General features: G+C 44.0%; 15 protein-coding genes and 1 other RNA gene. 7 read left to right on the top strand and 9 right to left on the bottom strand.

Annotation, left to right across the window (positions count from 1 at the left end):
- Positions 1-85: 85 nt before the first annotated feature.
- From dnaK to grpE, 3 genes are all read right to left on the bottom strand, one after another.
- Complete coding sequence (gene dnaK / locus ATB74_RS19335; RefSeq protein ID WP_017059868.1) at positions 86-1,999, bottom strand: molecular chaperone DnaK; 1,914 nt, start codon at positions 1,997-1,999, stop codon at positions 86-88.
- A gap of 394 nt (positions 2,000-2,393) precedes the next feature.
- The gene (locus tag ATB74_RS19330) at positions 2,394-3,668 is read right to left on the bottom strand and encodes a dicarboxylate/amino acid:cation symporter (protein ID WP_019823920.1); all 1,275 of its coding nucleotides are present in this window, start codon (positions 3,666-3,668) and stop codon (positions 2,394-2,396) included.
- A gap of 388 nt (positions 3,669-4,056) precedes the next feature.
- Complete coding sequence (gene grpE / locus ATB74_RS19325; RefSeq protein WP_019823922.1) at positions 4,057-4,638, bottom strand: nucleotide exchange factor GrpE; 582 nt, start codon at positions 4,636-4,638, stop codon at positions 4,057-4,059.
- Between the two features lie 143 nt (positions 4,639-4,781).
- Between grpE and nadK the strand changes: the two genes are divergently transcribed.
- The 3 genes from nadK (at position 4,782) to bamE (ending at position 8,149) form a co-directional block, all read left to right on the top strand.
- Positions 4,782-5,666: an NAD(+) kinase gene (gene nadK, locus ATB74_RS19320; RefSeq protein WP_017066747.1), complete on the top strand. Its 885-nt coding sequence runs from the start codon at positions 4,782-4,784 to the stop codon at positions 5,664-5,666.
- A gap of 291 nt (positions 5,667-5,957) precedes the next feature.
- Complete coding sequence (gene recN / locus ATB74_RS19315; RefSeq protein ID WP_061019480.1) at positions 5,958-7,622, top strand: DNA repair protein RecN; 1,665 nt, start codon at positions 5,958-5,960, stop codon at positions 7,620-7,622.
- 167 nt (positions 7,623-7,789) lie between these two features.
- A complete protein-coding gene (gene bamE / locus ATB74_RS19310; protein WP_004735159.1) occupies positions 7,790-8,149 on the top strand; it encodes an outer membrane protein assembly factor BamE in 360 nt (119 codons plus the stop codon).
- A gap of 165 nt (positions 8,150-8,314) precedes the next feature.
- Here the strand turns inward: bamE and ATB74_RS19305 are convergent, their stop codons facing one another.
- Together ATB74_RS19305 and ATB74_RS19300 are read right to left on the bottom strand one after the other, a co-directional pair.
- Complete coding sequence (locus ATB74_RS19305; RefSeq protein WP_061019479.1) at positions 8,315-8,629, bottom strand: RnfH family protein; 315 nt, start codon at positions 8,627-8,629, stop codon at positions 8,315-8,317.
- A gap of 3 nt (positions 8,630-8,632) precedes the next feature.
- A complete protein-coding gene (locus ATB74_RS19300) occupies positions 8,633-9,061 on the bottom strand; it encodes an SRPBCC family protein (protein WP_017106599.1) in 429 nt (142 codons plus the stop codon).
- Between the two features lie 119 nt (positions 9,062-9,180).
- Between ATB74_RS19300 and smpB the strand changes: the two genes are divergently transcribed.
- Positions 9,181-9,666, top strand: coding sequence for an SsrA-binding protein SmpB (gene smpB / locus ATB74_RS19295; protein WP_004735156.1), 486 nt, complete (start codon positions 9,181-9,183; stop codon positions 9,664-9,666).
- A gap of 66 nt (positions 9,667-9,732) precedes the next feature.
- Positions 9,733-10,099, top strand: a transfer-messenger RNA (tmRNA) gene (gene ssrA, locus ATB74_RS19290).
- A 209-nt stretch (positions 10,100-10,308) separates the two neighbouring features.
- On the opposite strand, the gene ATB74_RS19285 is transcribed toward ssrA, so the two are convergent.
- The 4 genes from ATB74_RS19285 to ATB74_RS19270 all read right to left on the bottom strand — a co-directional run bounded on the left by ATB74_RS19285 (position 10,309) and on the right by ATB74_RS19270 (position 15,887).
- Positions 10,309-12,189, bottom strand: coding sequence for an ATP-dependent zinc protease family protein (locus ATB74_RS19285; RefSeq protein ID WP_061019478.1), 1,881 nt, complete (start codon positions 12,187-12,189; stop codon positions 10,309-10,311).
- Positions 12,190-12,495: 306 nt separating this feature from the next.
- The gene (locus tag ATB74_RS19280) at positions 12,496-13,305 is read right to left on the bottom strand and encodes a M15 family metallopeptidase (RefSeq protein ID WP_061019477.1); all 810 of its coding nucleotides are present in this window, start codon (positions 13,303-13,305) and stop codon (positions 12,496-12,498) included.
- An 82-nt stretch (positions 13,306-13,387) separates the two neighbouring features.
- A complete protein-coding gene (locus tag ATB74_RS19275) occupies positions 13,388-14,116 on the bottom strand; it encodes a DUF429 domain-containing protein (RefSeq protein WP_061019476.1) in 729 nt (242 codons plus the stop codon).
- 58 nt (positions 14,117-14,174) lie between these two features.
- Positions 14,175-15,887, bottom strand: coding sequence for a class I SAM-dependent methyltransferase (locus ATB74_RS19270; RefSeq protein WP_061019475.1), 1,713 nt, complete (start codon positions 15,885-15,887; stop codon positions 14,175-14,177).
- Between the two features lie 270 nt (positions 15,888-16,157).
- On the opposite strand from ATB74_RS19270, the gene ATB74_RS19265 reads away from it, so the two are divergent.
- Together ATB74_RS19265 and ATB74_RS19260 are read left to right on the top strand one after the other, a co-directional pair.
- Positions 16,158-17,096 (top strand): hypothetical protein, encoded by a 939-nt coding sequence (locus ATB74_RS19265; protein ID WP_061019474.1) that lies wholly within the window; start codon positions 16,158-16,160, stop codon positions 17,094-17,096.
- A 196-nt stretch (positions 17,097-17,292) separates the two neighbouring features.
- A complete protein-coding gene (locus ATB74_RS19260) occupies positions 17,293-18,060 on the top strand; it encodes a 1-acylglycerol-3-phosphate O-acyltransferase (protein WP_061019473.1) in 768 nt (255 codons plus the stop codon).
- Positions 18,061-18,203 lie beyond the last annotated feature (143 nt).

Raw genomic sequence — 18,203 nt, 5'->3', positions numbered from 1 at the left:
TAGCTTGAGTTCTAGGAGGAAGCGCGGAGCCTACGTTAGTAGGTGAGCACTTCCGACAACGAAATCAAGCTACTCTGAAACGAAATTATTTTTTGTCTTCTTTAACTTCTTCGAACTCAGCGTCTACCACATCGTCGTCTTGCTTAGGTTGTTCACCAGCGTCAGCACCAGCTTGTTCAGCTTGAGCTTTCTGTTGAGCAATTTCCATTAGCTTCTGAGCTGCTTGCATAAGTTCTTGAACTTTAGCGTCGATAGCTTCTTTGTCGTTACCAGACTTAACTTCTTCTAGTGCCGTGATAGCCGCTTCGATTTTAGCTTTCTCGTCTGCAGGTAGAGCTTCACCAGCTTCTTCTACTTGCTTCTTAGTGCCGTGAATCATTTGGTCAGCTTGGTTACGTGCAGTTACTAGCTCTTCGAACTTTTTGTCCGCTTCTTTGTTAGCTTCTGCTTCTTGTACCATTGCTTCGATCTCTTCCTCAGACAGGCCGCCTGATGCTTGGATAGTGATCTTCTGCTCTTTACCTGTTGCTTTATCTTTAGCAGATACGTTCAGGATACCATCAGCATCTAGGTCGAATGTTACTTCGATTTGTGGCATGCCACGTGGTGCTGGTTGGATACCTTCTAGGTTGAACTGACCAAGAGACTTGTTGTAAGTCGCTTGCTTACGCTCACCTTGAAGAACGTGGATAGTTACTGCGTTTTGGTTGTCTTCAGCTGTAGAGAACACTTGATCCGCTTTAGTAGGGATAGTTGTGTTTTTCTCGATAAGCTTAGTCATCACACCACCCATCGTTTCGATACCGAAAGATAGAGGAGTAACGTCTAGTAGTAGAACGTCTTTAACGTCACCAGCTAGTACACCACCTTGAACAGCAGCACCCATTGCAACAGCTTCGTCAGGGTTCACGTCTTTGCGTGGCTCTTTACCGAAGAATTCAGTTACTTTAGCTTGAACCATAGGCATACGAGTTTGACCACCAACTAGGATAACGTCAGTGATTTCGCCTACAGATAGGTCAGCATCTGCTAGAGCAACTTTTAGTGGCTCAAGAGAACGTTGAACTAGGTCTTCAACTAGAGATTCAAGCTTCGCACGAGTCACTTTGATGTTCATGTGCTTAGGACCAGTCGCATCAGCAGTAACGTAAGGTAGGTTTACGTCAGTTTGAGTAGTAGAAGAAAGCTCGATTTTCGCTTTTTCTGCTGCTTCTTTAACACGCTGCATTGCTAGTGGATCAGCTTTAAGATCGATACCTTGCTCTTTCTTGAACTCATCTACTAGGTAATTGATCATGCGGTTATCGAAATCTTCACCACCAAGGTGAGTGTCACCGTTAGTTGAAAGAACTTCGAAAGTTTTCTCGCCTTCTACTTCATCGATTTCGATGATAGAGATATCGAATGTACCACCACCAAGGTCGTATACAGCGATAGTGCGATCACCACCTTGCTTGTCTAGGCCGTAAGCTAGAGCAGCAGCAGTTGGTTCGTTGATGATACGTTTAACATCTAGACCAGCGATACGGCCAGCATCTTTAGTTGCTTGACGTTGAGCATCGTTGAAGTAAGCAGGAACAGTAACAACTGCGCCAGTTACTTCTTCGCCTAGGAAGTCTTCAGCTGTTTTCTTCATTTTCTTAAGAACTTCAGCAGATACTTGAGGAGCAGCCATTTTTTGGCCTTGCGCTTCAACCCATGCATCACCGTTATCAGCTTTAACAATGTTAAAAGGCATGATTTCGATATCGCGTTGAACTTCTTCATCTTCAAAACGACGACCGATTAGACGCTTAATTGCGTATAGCGTGTTTTGAGGGTTAGTAACTGCTTGACGTTTCGCAGGTTGACCAACTAGCGTCTCGCCGTCAGTGTATGCGATTACCGATGCTGTTGTGCGTTCGCCTTCAGCATTTTCTAGTACGCGTGGTTTGTCGCCGTCTAAAACAGCAACACAAGAGTTAGTAGTACCTAAATCAATACCAATGATTCGACCCATCAGGCTATCTCCGAAATATAATCTATATTAGTTTTTTGCTATACCCACATATGTGGGGGGCGGTAATCAGGGATTCAACCCTAATACACAAAATTTAAGTGCAAATGTAATTTGCTTTCGTATGCACCATAGATAAGGGCTCACGAAGCCTTTTCAAGGGTGAAAATGGATTTTTTTACATTTATTTTAATAAAAGGAATGATTAGGCACGAATACATATCATTACCGCCTATATAAGTCCCATAACTGGGTTTATTCACCCTCTACTATCGTTTATTGAGTAAAAGTAGATAAAGTGACCTTCTCACCCAATAAAAAACGGAGCCACTTGGGCTCCGTTTATCTACTCAGGGTTTCAGCTCAGATTAAATCTATAGCGGAAAGAGTCTCTGAATTAAGCTTCTGCTTTCTGTAGCTCAGCTTCTTCATTAGCTTCAACGCCAATTTCGTTTTCAGATTTAGCAACGATAGTATTCACCGCTGTATCACCTACTACGTTTGAAGAAGTACAGAACATGTCACAGATACGGTCAACAGCAGCAACAATCGCTAGACCTTCTGGTGGTAGACCTAGTTGGTGCAATAGAACACCAACCATTACTACACCGCCACCAGGAACACCACCAGCACCGATAGACAGTAGCAGGATAGTTAGACCAAGAGTGAAGATATCAGCAGTGTTGATTGGCTGACCAAACGCGTTTGCTACGAACATAGTTGCTAGTGCGATGTAGATAGATACACCAGACATGTTCATTGTTGCACCTAGTGGTACACCGAAACCTGCTACTGACTTAGATACGTTTAGTTTGTCAGTAAGAGTACGCATTGTTACTGGGATTGTTGCGTTCGAACTTGCTGTAGATAGTGAGAATAGAACTTGCTCACGCGTTGCACGTAGGAACTGCTTTGGAGAAATACCAGTGAATGAACCAACCATCATTGGGTAGAAGAAGAAAATCCAGAACACAAGCATTGCAACCACAAGCGCCACATAGCCAGCAACTGACATTAGCGTGTCTGCATCCAGTGTTGCGCCCAGTTGAATCATCAGAGCAAATACACCGTAAGGTGCCAAGCTCATTACTAGGCCGATAAGCTTCATCATGATTTCGTTAGCCATCTTGAATGTCTTGATAGCTGGGCCACCACGAGAATCAAGTGCTTGAATAGCAAGACCTGTCAAAATTGCCATGAAGATGATTTGTAGCATGTCGCCGCTTGCGAACGCTTCTACAGGGTTGCTAGGAACGATGTTAACAACAAGAGAGAAAATGTCTGGTGTTTCAGTTGTTGTAAGCGCAATTGTCTCAGAAACCGTACCCGCTAGATTCGCACCTGCACCTGGTTGGAAAATAAGACCAATCGTTAGCGCTGCTGAAATCGCGATGATGGTGTTAATAATGTAAAGACCAAAGGTTTTACCACCAAGACGACCAAATGAACGAATATCTTTTAGCTCAACAATACCGCAAACAATAGATACGTATACAAGAGGAACTACAAGTAACTTGATAAGTGATACGAACATACCACCAGCACCCTCTGCAGCACCAAGTAGATACGTATCAAAAATAGCAATACCGCTGAATAGGTACTGAATAGCAGTACCAATAAGTAGACCAGCGAACAAGCCTACAAAAATTTTACTTGAGAGCGATTTATCCATCGTTCTTCTCCAGTTTGTTGTGTTTGAAATTTGTACTTTTATAGTTATATATGCGACCAAAATCGCTATATGGCAGTGGATTTTACATACAAAGATAACAATTAAAAGCGTTTATTTACAAAAACATCACAAATGTGACATCAAAACATTTACTCAATCACAACAAGTTTCATAACACAAAACTCTAAAATACTGATCTAAATGAAATAAAAAGAACGACATTCTTAATGCGGTTTTAATGCTTATTTACGTGGACTCTCAAGCTATAGACATAAAAAAAGAGAGGCATATGCCTCTCTTTTCATTTCACGTAAACCAGTGATTTATTTTGCCGCCACGACTTACTCAGCCAATGCGCTAGTCAATCAGCTGGCAACGTAATAAGTAATTACTTAGCAACCATAACCATCGCTGGACGAACCACACGACCGTTTAGTTCGTAGCCTTTTTGCATCACAAACATAACCGTGTTTGATTCGTGATCTGGGCTTTCTTGGATAGACATTGCTTGGTGGAATTCAGGGTTGAACGCTTCACCTTCAGGGTTGATCTCTTTAAGACCAAACTTAGCAACTGTATCTACGAACGTCTTGTGCGTTAGCTCAACACCTTCAAACAGTGGCTTAACCACTTCGTTTTCAGCGTCTGCCGCTTGCATTGCACGCTCTAGGTTGTCGATGACAGGAAGCAGACCTTCAGCAAACTTGTTCAAAGCGAATTTACGCGCTTTATCAATTTCTTGTTCACTACGGCGACGCATGTTTTCAACTTCAGCTTTCGCGCGAAGAACAGAATCTTGCTGTTCTTTCACTTTAGATTCGCTAGAAAGCAGTGCAGCTTCCAGTTGAGCGATTTTTGCTTCCTGCTCATCAGCAGCGTCTTCATTCAGCTCAGCTTCTTCAACTTTCTCAGCTTCAGCGATGATCTGATCTAGCTCTTCTTCGGTTACTTTGTTTTCTTCGTTGCTCATGATATCTCCAGAATTCGTTTTCAATGCAAGTGACAGGCGTGTTTGCGCCCCAAATTGATATAAAACACTCGCATAGACGTTCAACTTGCCTTTATTATGGGGATGAAGAATTTTGATTCAAGCCTAATTCGTTTGGAAACGTTATGAAAAAGCCATTTGAAGTCATCGCCATTATTGGTAAACCTCGAGATCAGCAAGCAATTCAGACTCATAGAGAGCTCTATCAGTGGTTAAGTGCTGAGGGTTATCAAGTGTTTGTTGATGACAGACTCGCCACTATTTTAGACGACATCCCAAAAGAACATTTTTCTAGCCTGATTGAATTAGGTAAACGCGCCGATCTCGCCATTGTGGTCGGCGGCGACGGAAATATGCTCGGTGCCGCTCGAATCTTGTCACGTTTCGACATTTCAGTGATTGGTGTTAACCGAGGCAACCTTGGTTTCCTAACCGATCTCAACCCTGAAAACTTCCAGAGTGCGCTTACTGATGTTCTCAAAGGCGAGTTCATGGAAGAGGAACGCTTCTTACTTGAAACGGAAATTCACCGTCACGGCCAAATAAAAAGCCATAATGCAGCACTAAACGAAGCGGTACTTCACCCAGGTCAAGTTGCACACATGATCGAGTTTGAAGTCTATATCGACGACAGCTTCGCTTTCTCGCAGCGTTCTGATGGCTTGATCGTTTCTACGCCAACAGGTTCTACCGCTTACTCGCTTTCTGGCGGTGGCCCTATCCTGTCATCAAGCTTGAATGCCATCTCTTTGGTACCCATGTTCCCACACACGCTTTCAAGCCGACCGCTTGTTGTCGATGGAAAGCGCCGCATCAAGCTGATCGTATCGCCTGATAACCGCGGCACTCAGGAAGTCAGCTGTGATGGTCAAATCTCGCTGCCTGTTTCCCCTGGCGATGAGATCCACATTTACCAAAGCCCAAATGTACTCAAACTGATCCACCCTAAAGACTACAATTACTACCACGTTCTACGTAACAAACTAGGCTGGTCGAGTAAGCTGTTCTAACTAAACAGCTCTAGCAATAACCGAAAATTTCAAAGGCTGACGACATTCGTCAGCCTTTTTTATTACCGATTAAAAGCCCACCATCTCTGTCTTTACGCCAATCCACCACATCGTCATTCCCAAGAGGAAGGAACGACCGAGTTGGGAATCTATAGCGGTTTCAGTGATCTACAGACAAGCTTAATTCTGAGAGCTGTCGCAAAAAATTTTCACCTGCCGACTTTACTGTATAAAGAAACAGTATATACTGAGCTTATATACAGTATTGTTCAGTTATACAGGTAAATAAAAATGCTGGCTCATTTAAGTGTTAATAATTTCGCTATTGTTAAGTCTTTACAGCTAGAACTCTCTAAAGGCATGACAACAATCACCGGTGAAACTGGTGCGGGTAAATCTATCGCTATCGATGCTTTAGGCTTGTGCCTTGGAGGAAGATCCGATGCAGGAATGGTTCGACAAGGTGAAGAAAAAACCGAAGTCAGTGCCGCTTTTTTACTTGAGAACAATCTGCATGCTACCCGCTGGTTAGAAGACAACGAATTGCTTGATGGCAGTGAGTGTATCCTGCGCAGAACCATCTCAAAAGAAGGTCGTTCTCGTGCATTCATCAACGGTAGCCCTGTCCCTCTTTCACAATTGAAATCGCTAGGGCAACTATTGATCAACATTCATGGTCAACACGCGCATCACCAGTTGATGAAAAGCGATTACCAAATGGCCATGCTTGATCAATACGCAGGCCACTTGAATCTATTGAAATCAACACGTAATGCTTACCAAGCGTGGCGACAAGCGGATAACCACTTAAAAGAGTTACGTGAAAATAGCCAGCAAAACCAAGCTCAAAAACAACTTCTTGAATACCAAATCAAAGAGTTAAATGAGCTGTCTATTGGGGAGGAAGAATATGAAGACCTCGAACAAGAGCATAAGCGCCTCTCCAATAGCGGAGAACTGGCCACAACCTGTCAGCAAGCTATCGAGCTTATTTATGAAGGCGAAGAAGTTAATGCGCTTGGTATTCTGCAATCGGCCAATAACTCCTTAATTCAGTTAGCTGAGCTCGATGAAAGATTGGCCGAGTTACCGAACTTGCTTTCTGAAGCCATTATTCAGATTGAAGAAACCAACAACGAGTTAAGAACATACCTAGACAGCATTGATGTTGATCCCGGTCGTATGGCTTACGTTGAAGAACGCTTCTCAAAAGTGATGTCAATGTCTCGTAAACACCACGTGTTGCCAGAAGAGCTATATAAGCACCATCAAGATTTATTACAACAAGTTGAAGCGCTTGATTGCTCAGATGAAAAGTTGGAAGAATTAGCAAACGAGGTAGAAAACCAATACCAATCGTTCGTGGCTAAATCAGAGAAGCTTCATAAATCTCGAACTCGTTACGCAAAAGAGCTCAACAAGCTGATCACGCAAAGCATGCACGAACTGAGCATGGAAAAAGCGCAGTTTGCCATTGAAGTGAACAACACCAACACACACCCTTCCCCATTGGGTATGGATAACGTGACCTTCATTGTTTCGACCAACCCAGGCCAGCCAATGCAGCCGATTGCGAAAGTGGCCTCTGGTGGTGAGTTATCACGAATCTCACTAGCGATTCAAGTAATCACAGCGCAAAAAGTGGACACACCAAGCCTGATTTTCGATGAAGTCGATGTGGGTATCAGTGGACCAACCGCTGCGGTTGTCGGAAAAATGCTTCGCAAGCTGGGCGAATCTACACAGGTGATGTGTGTGACTCACTTACCTCAAGTGGCAGGTTGCGGTCACCAACAGCTGTTTGTAGCGAAGAACACGAAATCGGGCAAAACAGAGACTCAAATGCACACTCTTGATAAGCAACAACGTGTTTCAGAGCTTGCTCGACTGCTTGGTGGCAGCCAAATTACCGAATCGACGCTTGCCAACGCAAAAGAGCTATTAATCGCAGCTTAGGTTACATATTCAGCAACTTTCTGATAATTTACCGAAAATTCTTGGCAATTTTGCAACTTAATTCAAAATTGCCAGTCATAACAAGCTCAAAGCGCAAGGAGCTTTTTACTTCTTGCTGGAGCTTGTTTATTATCAGGCAGTATTTTAGCGAAGAAAGATCTCAAACTATGCGAATTAAAAAGTGGTTAGTTGCAGTTCCACTTGCACTAACAATGTTGACCGGTTGCTCTCTATTAGAGAAGTTGGTTTATCGAATTGACATCAATCAGGGTAACTATGTTGAACAAGAAGCTGTCGACCAGCTCAAGTTTGGCATGACAAAAACACAAGTTCGTTACGTTATGGGCTCACCTATGCTTATCGAAAATGGCTACCCAGACACGTGGTATTACATTTACCACCACCAAAAAGGCCATGAAGACCCGATTCAGAAGAACCTTGTCGTAAACTTTGATGCGACAGGCACTCTAGTAACGATCAATGGTGATTTTGAAGCCAGTGATGAGTTCTTCGAAAGCCTTCGCTAGCTTTCAGTCGACAAAACTATCAGTCGACAAGGTATGAATCGCAAAAGCCTGCTCATGAGCAGGCTTTTTAATATCTGCTAACAAATTAGCTACTGTGTCTAACTAACAGCCACAAAAAAGCTCGCCGATATAGCGAGCTCTCTTCTTAGTTAAATTTGTTTTGCGTTACGATGATTTAGCTGCGGCCGCTTTCGCTTGTTCAGCACGTTTGCGACGAATCTCTTTTGGATCAGCCAATAGCGCACGGTAGATTTCGATACGGTCTTTATCACGAACCGTCGCATCTAGCTTCACATTACGACTGAATACACCAACCTTATTTTTCGCTAAGTCGATCTCTGGGTACAATTCCAAAACGCCAGACTGCGCAATGATCTCTTCAACGGTCGCGTGCTTGTTCACTACCAAAGTAAACACACGCTGTTCATGAGGAAGTGCAAACACAACCTCTACGTGGATCATATCCGATTCAATAGTCATGGCTTAGTAGACCTGTTTCGCGCGTTGAGTAAAAGCACTGACCATATTGCTCGTCAGCTCATTGAAAATCTTACCAAATGCCATTTCAATCATTCGGCTAGAGAACTCAAACTCTAGCTTAAGTTCAACCTTACAAGCTTGCTCGTCGAGCGGAGTAAAGTACCAACCACCCTGCAGCTTTTTGAACGGGCCGTCCACCAGCTCCATCAAGATCTCAGCACCATCAGCTAAGCGATTCGATGTGGTAAATGTTTTGCTGATACCCGCTTTAGAGACGTCAACCGAAGCTACCATAGTTGAATCTGAAGATTCGATCACACGTGAACCAGAACACCCTGGCAAAAACTCGTGATAACGAGCAACATCATTGACCAAGCTGAACATCTGGTCGGCACTAAACGACACTAATGCTGAACGAGTAACCTTTGGCATATAGACTCCTGTTAAAGACAGCGTTACATTAACACAAACTGCAATTTTAATTGTATTGGGCCAGAGCGCAAATAAAAAGGATTCCCCAACTAGGGCGCAATCCGTATAATGAGGCCATTATGGCAAAGAATAAATCAAAATCAAAAGCCGGTAGTAATACCATTGCGCTTAACAAGAAAGCTCGCCACGAATATTTCATCGATGATGAGATAGAAGCGGGGCTTGAGCTACAAGGCTGGGAAGTAAAATCCCTACGTGAAGGCAAAACCAATATCGCAGAAAGCTACGTTTACATCCGAGATGGCGAAGCATTCATCAGTGGTATGACGATCACTCCGCTTACTCAAGCGAGTACTCATATCGTGGCGAACCCAACACGTATCCGTAAACTCCTGATGTCGAGAAAAGAACTCGACAACCTTATCGGTCGTATTAACCGTGAAGGCATGACACTTGTCGCAACCGCGCTTTACTGGTCTCGCTCTTGGGCGAAGATTAAAGTTGGCGTAGCGAAAGGTAAAAAGCTGCACGATAAACGTACTGATATGAAAGAAAAAGATTGGGCGAGAGATAAAGCACGAATTATGAAGAGTAATTTGCGTTAATTTTAAGCACTTAAACGCACAGTGCTAGACAGGGTAAGCTTTTCTGGTACTATGCAAATAACACTTGGGGCTGATTTAGGATTCGACAGGAATTTTGAAGTCTGAGGTGCATGCCGTGGGGCGGTTGGCCACGTTAAAAGCCGCAAAAAAATAGTCGCAAACGACGAAAACTACGCACTAGCAGCTTAATAACCTGCTCAGAGCTCTCTTACCCTAGCTTCCGCTCGTAAGACGGGGACCAATAAGAGATCAAACCCAAACTAGCTAGCGTGGCTTCTCCCACCTGAGAGGAAAAGCGCGAATTATAATTCAGGTTAGCCTTTAACTAGCGTGTCGGTTCGCAGGTTGCTGGTGAAATTAAAGATCGACTAAGCATGTAGTACCAATGATGAATGATTTTTGGACGCGGGTTCAACTCCCGCCAGCTCCACCAAACGTTTGGAAAGGGCCAACTCGAAAGAGTTGGCCCTTTTTGTTTGTCTGCATCTTATGAATTAATGATTAAGTTCATTTATAACAAACACTTAACTGCCAGAACATCAATATCAAAAAACAGACAATCAACAAAAAGCCACACATCCCATTGCTGAAATGTGTGGCTGTGTAGAACTGTTCTGATACGAACTTAGATAAGTTTAGGTTTTACTCCATATCACCCAGCACATAATCTTCATCGCTACTCACTACTGCGCCGTGCTTTAAGAAGTTCTTACCTAGAATCATGCTGTATTCGAAGCGCGAACGGTCTTGGAGGTTTACCCGCACCTCTTTCTCTAGGTCACCCAACTTAACCTTCATTTCTACTACAGGGCGAATGTTCACCTTCTCGCCTTTCTTCGCTTTGATGCGCATTACATCAATCACTGGCTTGGTGAAGTCTTGCTTATCGCCTTGGTTGTTTTGATAAGTAAAGGTCACCATGTCTTGGCCATCTTTCTTAAATCGTTTGATATTGACTGCGTTCATTGAACTTACATCCGCGCCAGTATCTAGCTTGGCCGGGAACTTCATACCATTCACTTCAACAACTTCGATGTGTCCAACTTTAAACAGTGGCTCAGCCTTCAGAAGGTAATCAGAACGCGTATTAACGTAAACGCCTTCTTTTGCCATCTTCTTACCTAAAATAAAGTACGCTTCTTTCTCATTTGTGTTGAGCACGTCGATAGCAAACTCTTGCGTGCGCACATTTCCAGACACCGCAAACTCACCACTTACAACCGGACGAGTATCATCCCCGACTTTAAGCTTCTTAATAATGGGCTTGGTTACCTTCTGCTTCTCACCGTTTACATCGGTAAGATAAAATTCAACGGAAGCATCTTTGCCTTTACCTGTCATTTCAAAACTGTCGACCTTCAACAAAGGCGTATTGACCGTGAAAGAAGCCACAGCCTTAAGCGGGAAGTCATCTAGGGTGATGTCCTCTTCCGGCGAGATAATCATAGGCTCACCAGACTCAGCCACATCACTAAAGCTCTCTGAACCTTCTGATAAAATATTCTCCGCACTGGTGTCAATCATGAAAAGTTCGCTGGCGGTACTGGTACCAAATCTCAACTGCGACTCACTACTCGAGCGCTCACGTAGGTACACCAGAACGTCTTTTGTTGTGTTTTCATCGAGTTGAACAGGCACATACACCAAAGGTCTCTTCTTCCCGCTCACGCTTAACATACGAACCAACGGCAATGTCATCTCTTTTTGCTTGCCGTCGTTGTCGAACATATCAAACGTCACTTCTTTGTTCTTTTTGTCTATGTCGATGTCTTTTGCATGCAAAATACTGTAGCGGTTCTTTAAAGAGAAGGTCGCATTCATCGCCATTCCAGAGATAGACACCACCTCTTTTCGGCCAACAACCGTCGCATTTTCTTGCTCTTGCAAGTAGTCATAACCCGCAAACACTAAAGCGTTGTCAGCAAGGAAAGTTTTACCTATTAGCACTGGTGCAGAGAAGTGACTTCTGTCGGTCAGGTTAACGTCTGTTTTTAATTCTTGATCCGCAATGGTAAGCGACATTTTAATAGTCGGGCGAAGCAAAGGCGTGCTGCTGGTACGGCTTCGTATCATGCTGACACGCTCTAAAGGCGCTTCGATTAATACCATATCTCCCGTGCGTGGGTTTTGAACCTTAAAAGACACCACAGCTTCATATTTCGCGAAGGTACTGCCATCCCAATCATCGTAATCAACGTCGGAATTGTTCAACAGGTCTTCGGTTAACGCCGCCATCAACTCTTTGTCTTTAAGGTTTTGGTAGTCGGCATTAGAGCTCTTCACATGAATGTCTTCAGCATGCATAGAAGTGGTTTCTGCACCGGTATCAATTTTACCAATGAAAGGAACGTCTTTTAACCCTTGAACGCTAGATAAGTACACGTTCTCAGTGCGACCTAATACCGACTTACCATCGAGTTCGTAAGTAGGGTTTTGAGTAGTGTGTGAAGTATCTGTAGCCAAAGAATATTGTGAAAAAAGTAAAGTGCTTAAAAGAGTTAGAGCCAAAGGTATCTTTTTCATTAGTTGGTCCGTTGTGATCAGTTCACTAATAATACTGGCGATTCGGCAAAGAGTTCCCCCACCAGCAATGGTTCTCACAAAACGTTAACGCTATGAGTTTTTCAATGACAAACCGATGACTTTGCGCTGCATTAGCTTGTAGATTATTGACTAATGGATACCCAATAACCTTTTCAATACGTGGTGTTCTATTGAAAAAATGAATACAAAAAAAGGCCAACGGCAAGCGCTGACCTTAGCTATTCAAAACACACCTGAAGCGAGTTTAACTTGCTAAAACACAAACGGTTCTAGATAAACATAGCACTAAAAAGTCCCGACTGTTTTCTTTGCACAGATAGCTCGAGCTTTTTCTGCGTCCTCACCTTTATTTTTGAGATAGCACTGTCGATAAGATTCGACGTAGCGCTCAAATAATACCTTGGCTTCAGGCTGTGGTTTAGAAAGCAGTTGGTTAACGAACTTTCTTGAGCCGACCTCAAAATGCTGAGTATCGATAGGGCTATTCCAATCCCCTCCCCAGATCATAAATCCGTGATGGGCAAACAGCTCGACCACATCTTCCGCCATGCCGCGGCGTTCTATTTCATCACGCGCACGAAAACGAGTTCGGTTCACATAGCGAGTCGCAGATTGTGAAGGCTTTACCGTGATTATTCCGTTGCTATCAAACTCTAAGAAAGGGTTTTGAACTGGGTTGATGTCTATCGCCACACCATAAGCATGCTTCGACCAACCACCTCCACCTGTAATAGGACGAGCGTTAAACGCACTGCTGTTGTTCGCGTCCATTGAGGCGTTATCGTCACCTCTGAATTCACGCATTAGGCGAGCAGAATGAAGAGGGAAATTGCGCTGTTTAAGCTCTGAAAAGATTTGTTCAACAGCAGGCGCAATAACATCAAGCACGATAATATTGCCCTGTTGCGTTTCCCCTTTGAAATTAATGAAATCGAAATCCACTTTAGATAGTCGCTCACAACCAACAGGTGCACCACTACTCAAGACATTGTTCTTTTTCATCATGTCGCATTGCCATTGAGATATAGGGGCGACTTGGGCATAACTAGCAATACTGAGCACAGTGGCCAGACAGCCGACAATAAAACGTTTCATATCAAAGACTCAAAAATAGTAAGAGTGAAAAGTAGCAGAAGTTGGGAAATAGCATATTAGGCCAAGTTGAGCGCACGCTTTGTTAGCGCGTTTTGTCCCAATAGACAATCTCTCGAACTCGTCCGTTCTGGTCGACATCCGCTTCTCCACCAACATCAGAAAGCTCAGGTAAGGTCGATAATTGCGGAGCGTAATAGGCAACCAACATAAGTACGAACGCATCATAGATATCGTCTATCGCGACGTCTTTGCGTTTAGTGTTTGAAATGGCCAACGACAAGCCGTCACACCATTGAGGGGCGAGTTGCTGAATAATAGAAAACCTTTCCTCTTTGCCTTCTTGTGTTCGTTTGGAAAAGGTCAGCGGTTCGCCTTTCAATGCTGCAAACACCACCTCAGGATGTGATTCTCTGATAGAAAGATTGGGATGATATTCAATGAGCTCATCAAGCTCACGGATCTTGGGAACTATGCCCCAAGTCTGTTTAGAAAACTTCTTATCAAGCTGCTCAACATTAGCACTACACGCCGCAATGTAATCGGTTTGATAAACCGCCTCTCGGCACGGCACTGGAAACACGGAAGATCCACGCTTGCTGGTTAGGAAACGTCTTGCTGCTTTATCGCATAATCTATCTGGAGTCTGTGCGTCACTAAAACCAATCGGCATATCGATAAGCACGGTAGAGCCGACAAGATCACTCGCCAGCTCATCAAGCGTGTTTACCACTTTGAACGTAGGTAGCTCATTGCTAGAGACAATCCAAGCGATCCACCCCGCCTTACAGCCATCAATTCCGATGTATTTCATTATGTTCTCGATGATTAGTTTGTTGAGGGTTATTTGAGATAACTAACCCACTTAATGATCAGTGCCACTCACTAATCAACAGTCTGCTTTTCACACCCCGTACCTGCAAGCCCATTGCATCGAACACCTCTTCGAAGTCTCGACATTGTGGTAGAATATTGGGTAAAGAAAGCGCTGCTTCAGAAAAGAACTGCTGTTCAAAATGAGCCGAATCACTCCATGCTAACTGCCACCATTCGAGAATACGAGACTTAGACGTGCGAAGTTTTTCAGCGGTAGGGACTTTGTCACTTTTACTTAAGTTCTCTTTGCTTGTAGTAGGAAAGAGATTCCACTTATCGTTGTTTGGCCAGTAAGCGAAAGGCAAACAGTGATCAACGTGATACTCATGTTTTAATGCTTTTCCACTCCAGACGCTGACAATGTCGGCACGATCAGCTCTAAGTTGCTCAACACGTTTACGCACATCGCGAGTATCGTGGTTTTGATCGATCCATACCAAGCAGTCGTGGTAAGTCTGTAGTGAGATACTTCGCTGTCGGTTCAACTCGAAACGCTGCATCTCCATGACCCATTGATTCACCACCAGCGGTTCAATCCAAGAGTGGTAGATTCTAAAGCACTCCCACAAGCTTGCATCGAGGGTAAAATAGCCAAAGCTCTCTAAGAACTCACTATCAATGACCAGCGATTCTCGGCTCTTCCGTCGTTTTTGAGGTGGGTGTATATCGAATAGTCGGTTGTCTTTCGAGCCTTGATAAATAAAAGTCACAGGCCCTGATTTAATGGTGCTGATCGTCTGTGAAAATAGCTTTTGTAGAGCCTTAGCTTCATCGCCGAGAAACATAGCGCCTATCGCTAGGTCATCAGCACTTAGGTGTTTGAGTTTATTCCACCCGTCCTCTTTTACAAACCCAAGTCCCTTCGTTGTGTTGCTATTTTGCTGAATCCCGACGCCTTCTATGTCGATATCAATCAAACGCTTAAACTGTCTTACCCAATACAGAGCGACCAAGCCCACTGGTAGAGAAATTTTCCCATCAGTTCGATCAATCACAGCGCCTGAATGCGCATCCGCAATTCGCAGTAATGTTCTTAACAAGGCCAATTTGTATGTGGCCACTTTATTGTCATTCACAATAATGTGGCGCACCTTGTTCAAGTCACCGGAGCCATCGTCTGGCAGTGTCATCACCACGGTTTGCCACCACACTTCACTGCGGTTCAATGTGTCTTGGCTATCATCGACATGACGAACCAACAAGGCGCTGTTTTTTGATAAACGCTCGAGCTCTTCAACCGAGACTTCATAGCCTTGTCGACTGTCTTGAAACTCCCCATGACGCAGAGTGATCACTAGCTTGCCATTTGGAGCCAGCAAGTTAGACAACTTTCTGAATGCACGCTCTCGATGAGACGGAGCGAGATGCATCCAAACAGCACTCACCAATATCAAGTCAAAACGCATTCCGAGGTTTTCAGTGCGGCTAATCGAGGGAAGTGAGTCATCAATCCAGGTAACGCTTGGGCCTGTATATTTCGAGCCTTGTTCACGTAATGAAGCACTTGGTTCTATCGCAATAACATCAGCTCCGACTTTATGCATCCATAGCGCATCACGACCGCTCCCTGCACCGACATCTAGTACTTTATCGCCCTCTAAAGGCCAATAAGCTTGCCAGCTTTTATGTACCGTCTCGAACGCCACTGAGTTGTACTGCTGGCAAATTGTGTGAGCATTTTTATCGTAAAATGGAATCGATGAGGACATATGCGTTATTGGAGTAAGGAATCTATCTCAATAGTAATGGGGAGCTTGGGCGATTGCTAGCAGCTCATGTAAGTTCAGCCATACCAATCAACATTTATCGTTAGTGACTGTTTTATATCAATATCCACCTAATGAGCTCATCAGGCGAGTCACATCATGAATCAATTTCGTCAGCAAAACAAAAACAAACAAGGTGCAAGGTGACGTGCGAACAGAGATAATTGTTTGAAGATGATTAACTCGCCTAAAGCACCTAGCCGATAAAGACTAATGAACACATACTCGCAAATAGATACCCCATTCAACCTGCGCCACACCTGTTGGTTTTGTGGTGAACCTTCCAGTAACCTTGTTGAATTTCCTAAGACAGCGCAGGTTGTTGCCAAGATTGGCCATTCACCGATAGCACTGCCGGCTTGTAATGAGTGTGCGAGAATTAACTATTCAAAGAATCTGACCTCAATTTGGGCTGTTCGCGATCAGATAAAACACACTCTGATAGACAAGTACGCTAAGCACCTTGGCATTGGTGAGAACTGGACAGAGCAAGAGCTTATTGATTCTGATTTCTCGGGTTCGACGCTTGGCGGGTTTGGGCGCAGCGCATGGAAGATGTATCAAATAGCTAAGCAACGGGTCGATTATAAAGGCTGGCCTTTGTCGGTTGATGACATCCCACTAGAGGTATACGACGAAACCAGTGGTTTTGAGTTTGACGGTACTCGCTATGCCTCAATCAATTCGTGTATCGACTATTTCACCAAAGCAGCAGGCGTAGACAAAGAGCTGCTATCGCAGCTTGTCGACATCGTTTCATCAGACCGATTTAACTACGCACTGCGAATCGCCAAGTTGAACAAGAATGTCTCTAATACCAAGCGCTCGGAGATCGTCGAAGAGATAATACAACAAGAGTCTGAACAAGAAGAGATACTGCTTGAGCAAGCTAATTCCATGTTTAACCCAAACGTCGAAGAGGTGAATATTTCAGGCTCAATAGCGCCTGTATTTGCCATTCAATGGGCGCTGGCTAACAAGGTTATAGATTTAGCCCACCTTTGTGCTCTAGAAGATGAGTATTTTGACTATTTCGAGCACCTCGGCGGCCCTGCAGCTTTCATGTCTTATAACGGCCTACAACTCTACTTGGAATCGCGTCAAGATCCGGAATGGGTAGAAAAATCGGATCCAAATAAACAATATTGGTGATCTTAAGCCATTACTGGTGAACACGTGTAAGCTCGATAACTGTGTCAAACACCCATTGTTAGTCCTTGTTTTATATAAAGATCTAAAAATTGCCCCCTATCACAGTTAATTGTTGCAATTCGGTTAAATAGAGTGAAAACTTCAAGCATCTAAAACTATTTAATCACTGCCATCTGCGGTGAGTAAGGAGTGAATTGTGCTTGCTGTTCTTCGTATTATTTTGGCTACGGTGTTTATTATTTTCACCACTCTATGTGCTTTTGTTTACTGCTTGTTTAGCCCCAAGAACCCCAAGCATGTGTACGTTTTCTGTCGTTGGTTCAACCAGCTCCAAAAGATCATCGGTGTAAAACTGGTGCAGCGTGGCCTAGACAATGCCCCGACACCAGAAAACAGCGTGTATATCTCTAACCACCAAAGTATATTGGACTTTGTGACCGACCCTGGAATGCTAAGACCACGCACTGTTTCATTGGGCAAACGCGATTTGTTGTACGTGCCTTTCTTTGGCCTGCTGTATTGGATCACCGGTAACATCATGATTAACCGTGAAGACAAATCCAAAGCACGCGATACCATCAAGCAAGTGGCGGAAGCGATTCATCAGAGAGATCTGTCTGTTTGGGTTTACCCTGAAGGAACCCGTAGTAAAGGGCGTGGATTACTGCCATTCAAAACAGGCGCTTTCCGAATGGCGATTGAAGCCGGCGTGCCTATCACCCCGATGTGTACCAGCACCACGCACAATAAGATCGACTTTAATCGTGCCAATAATGGCATTGTGATCACCGAGATGCTGGAACCTATCGATGTATCCGGATACAAGCTCAGCGATGCAAGGGAGTTGGCCAATCGCTGTCACGCACTCATGGCAGAGAAAATAGCAGAGCTTGATGCCGAAGTGGCTCGTTTAGAGGCGCAGCAAAACCCAGAGTTGGATTCAGACCGTTCTTCTACGAACTAACTCGCAACGAAACCACTGAGTCATCGCTCAATTACTTAAAAAGACACTCAACGATCGCAACTCTCATTGTTCTTGTTTTACTTGCTGGCACTTATCCGCAAAATAAAAACAGGCGTTAACGGCTTTATAGAGCAATGGGAGCA

Source organism: Vibrio splendidus, assembly GCF_001557875.1.
Lineage (GTDB): Bacteria > Pseudomonadota > Gammaproteobacteria > Enterobacterales > Vibrionaceae > Vibrio > Vibrio splendidus_F.
This window is presented reverse-complemented; position numbering and strand designations above follow the sequence as displayed.

Coding starts and splice junctions, on each gene's coding strand:
- dnaK (WP_017059868.1), bottom strand. CDS start 1,999: ATGGGTCGAATCATTGGTATTGATTTAGGTACTACTAACTCTTGTGTT.
- ATB74_RS19330 (WP_019823920.1), bottom strand. CDS start 3,668: ATGGATAAATCGCTCTCAAGTAAAATTTTTGTAGGCTTGTTCGCTGGT.
- grpE (WP_019823922.1), bottom strand. CDS start 4,638: ATGAGCAACGAAGAAAACAAAGTAACCGAAGAAGAGCTAGATCAGATC.
- nadK (WP_017066747.1), top strand. CDS start 4,782: ATGAAAAAGCCATTTGAAGTCATCGCCATTATTGGTAAACCTCGAGAT.
- recN (WP_061019480.1), top strand. CDS start 5,958: ATGCTGGCTCATTTAAGTGTTAATAATTTCGCTATTGTTAAGTCTTTA.
- bamE (WP_004735159.1), top strand. CDS start 7,790: ATGCGAATTAAAAAGTGGTTAGTTGCAGTTCCACTTGCACTAACAATG.
- ATB74_RS19305 (WP_061019479.1), bottom strand. CDS start 8,629: ATGACTATTGAATCGGATATGATCCACGTAGAGGTTGTGTTTGCACTT.
- ATB74_RS19300 (WP_017106599.1), bottom strand. CDS start 9,061: ATGCCAAAGGTTACTCGTTCAGCATTAGTGTCGTTTAGTGCCGACCAG.
- smpB (WP_004735156.1), top strand. CDS start 9,181: ATGGCAAAGAATAAATCAAAATCAAAAGCCGGTAGTAATACCATTGCG.
- ATB74_RS19285 (WP_061019478.1), bottom strand. CDS start 12,189: ATGAAAAAGATACCTTTGGCTCTAACTCTTTTAAGCACTTTACTTTTT.
- ATB74_RS19280 (WP_061019477.1), bottom strand. CDS start 13,305: ATGAAACGTTTTATTGTCGGCTGTCTGGCCACTGTGCTCAGTATTGCT.
- ATB74_RS19275 (WP_061019476.1), bottom strand. CDS start 14,116: ATGAAATACATCGGAATTGATGGCTGTAAGGCGGGGTGGATCGCTTGG.
- ATB74_RS19270 (WP_061019475.1), bottom strand. CDS start 15,887: ATGTCCTCATCGATTCCATTTTACGATAAAAATGCTCACACAATTTGC.
- ATB74_RS19265 (WP_061019474.1), top strand. CDS start 16,158: ATGAACACATACTCGCAAATAGATACCCCATTCAACCTGCGCCACACC.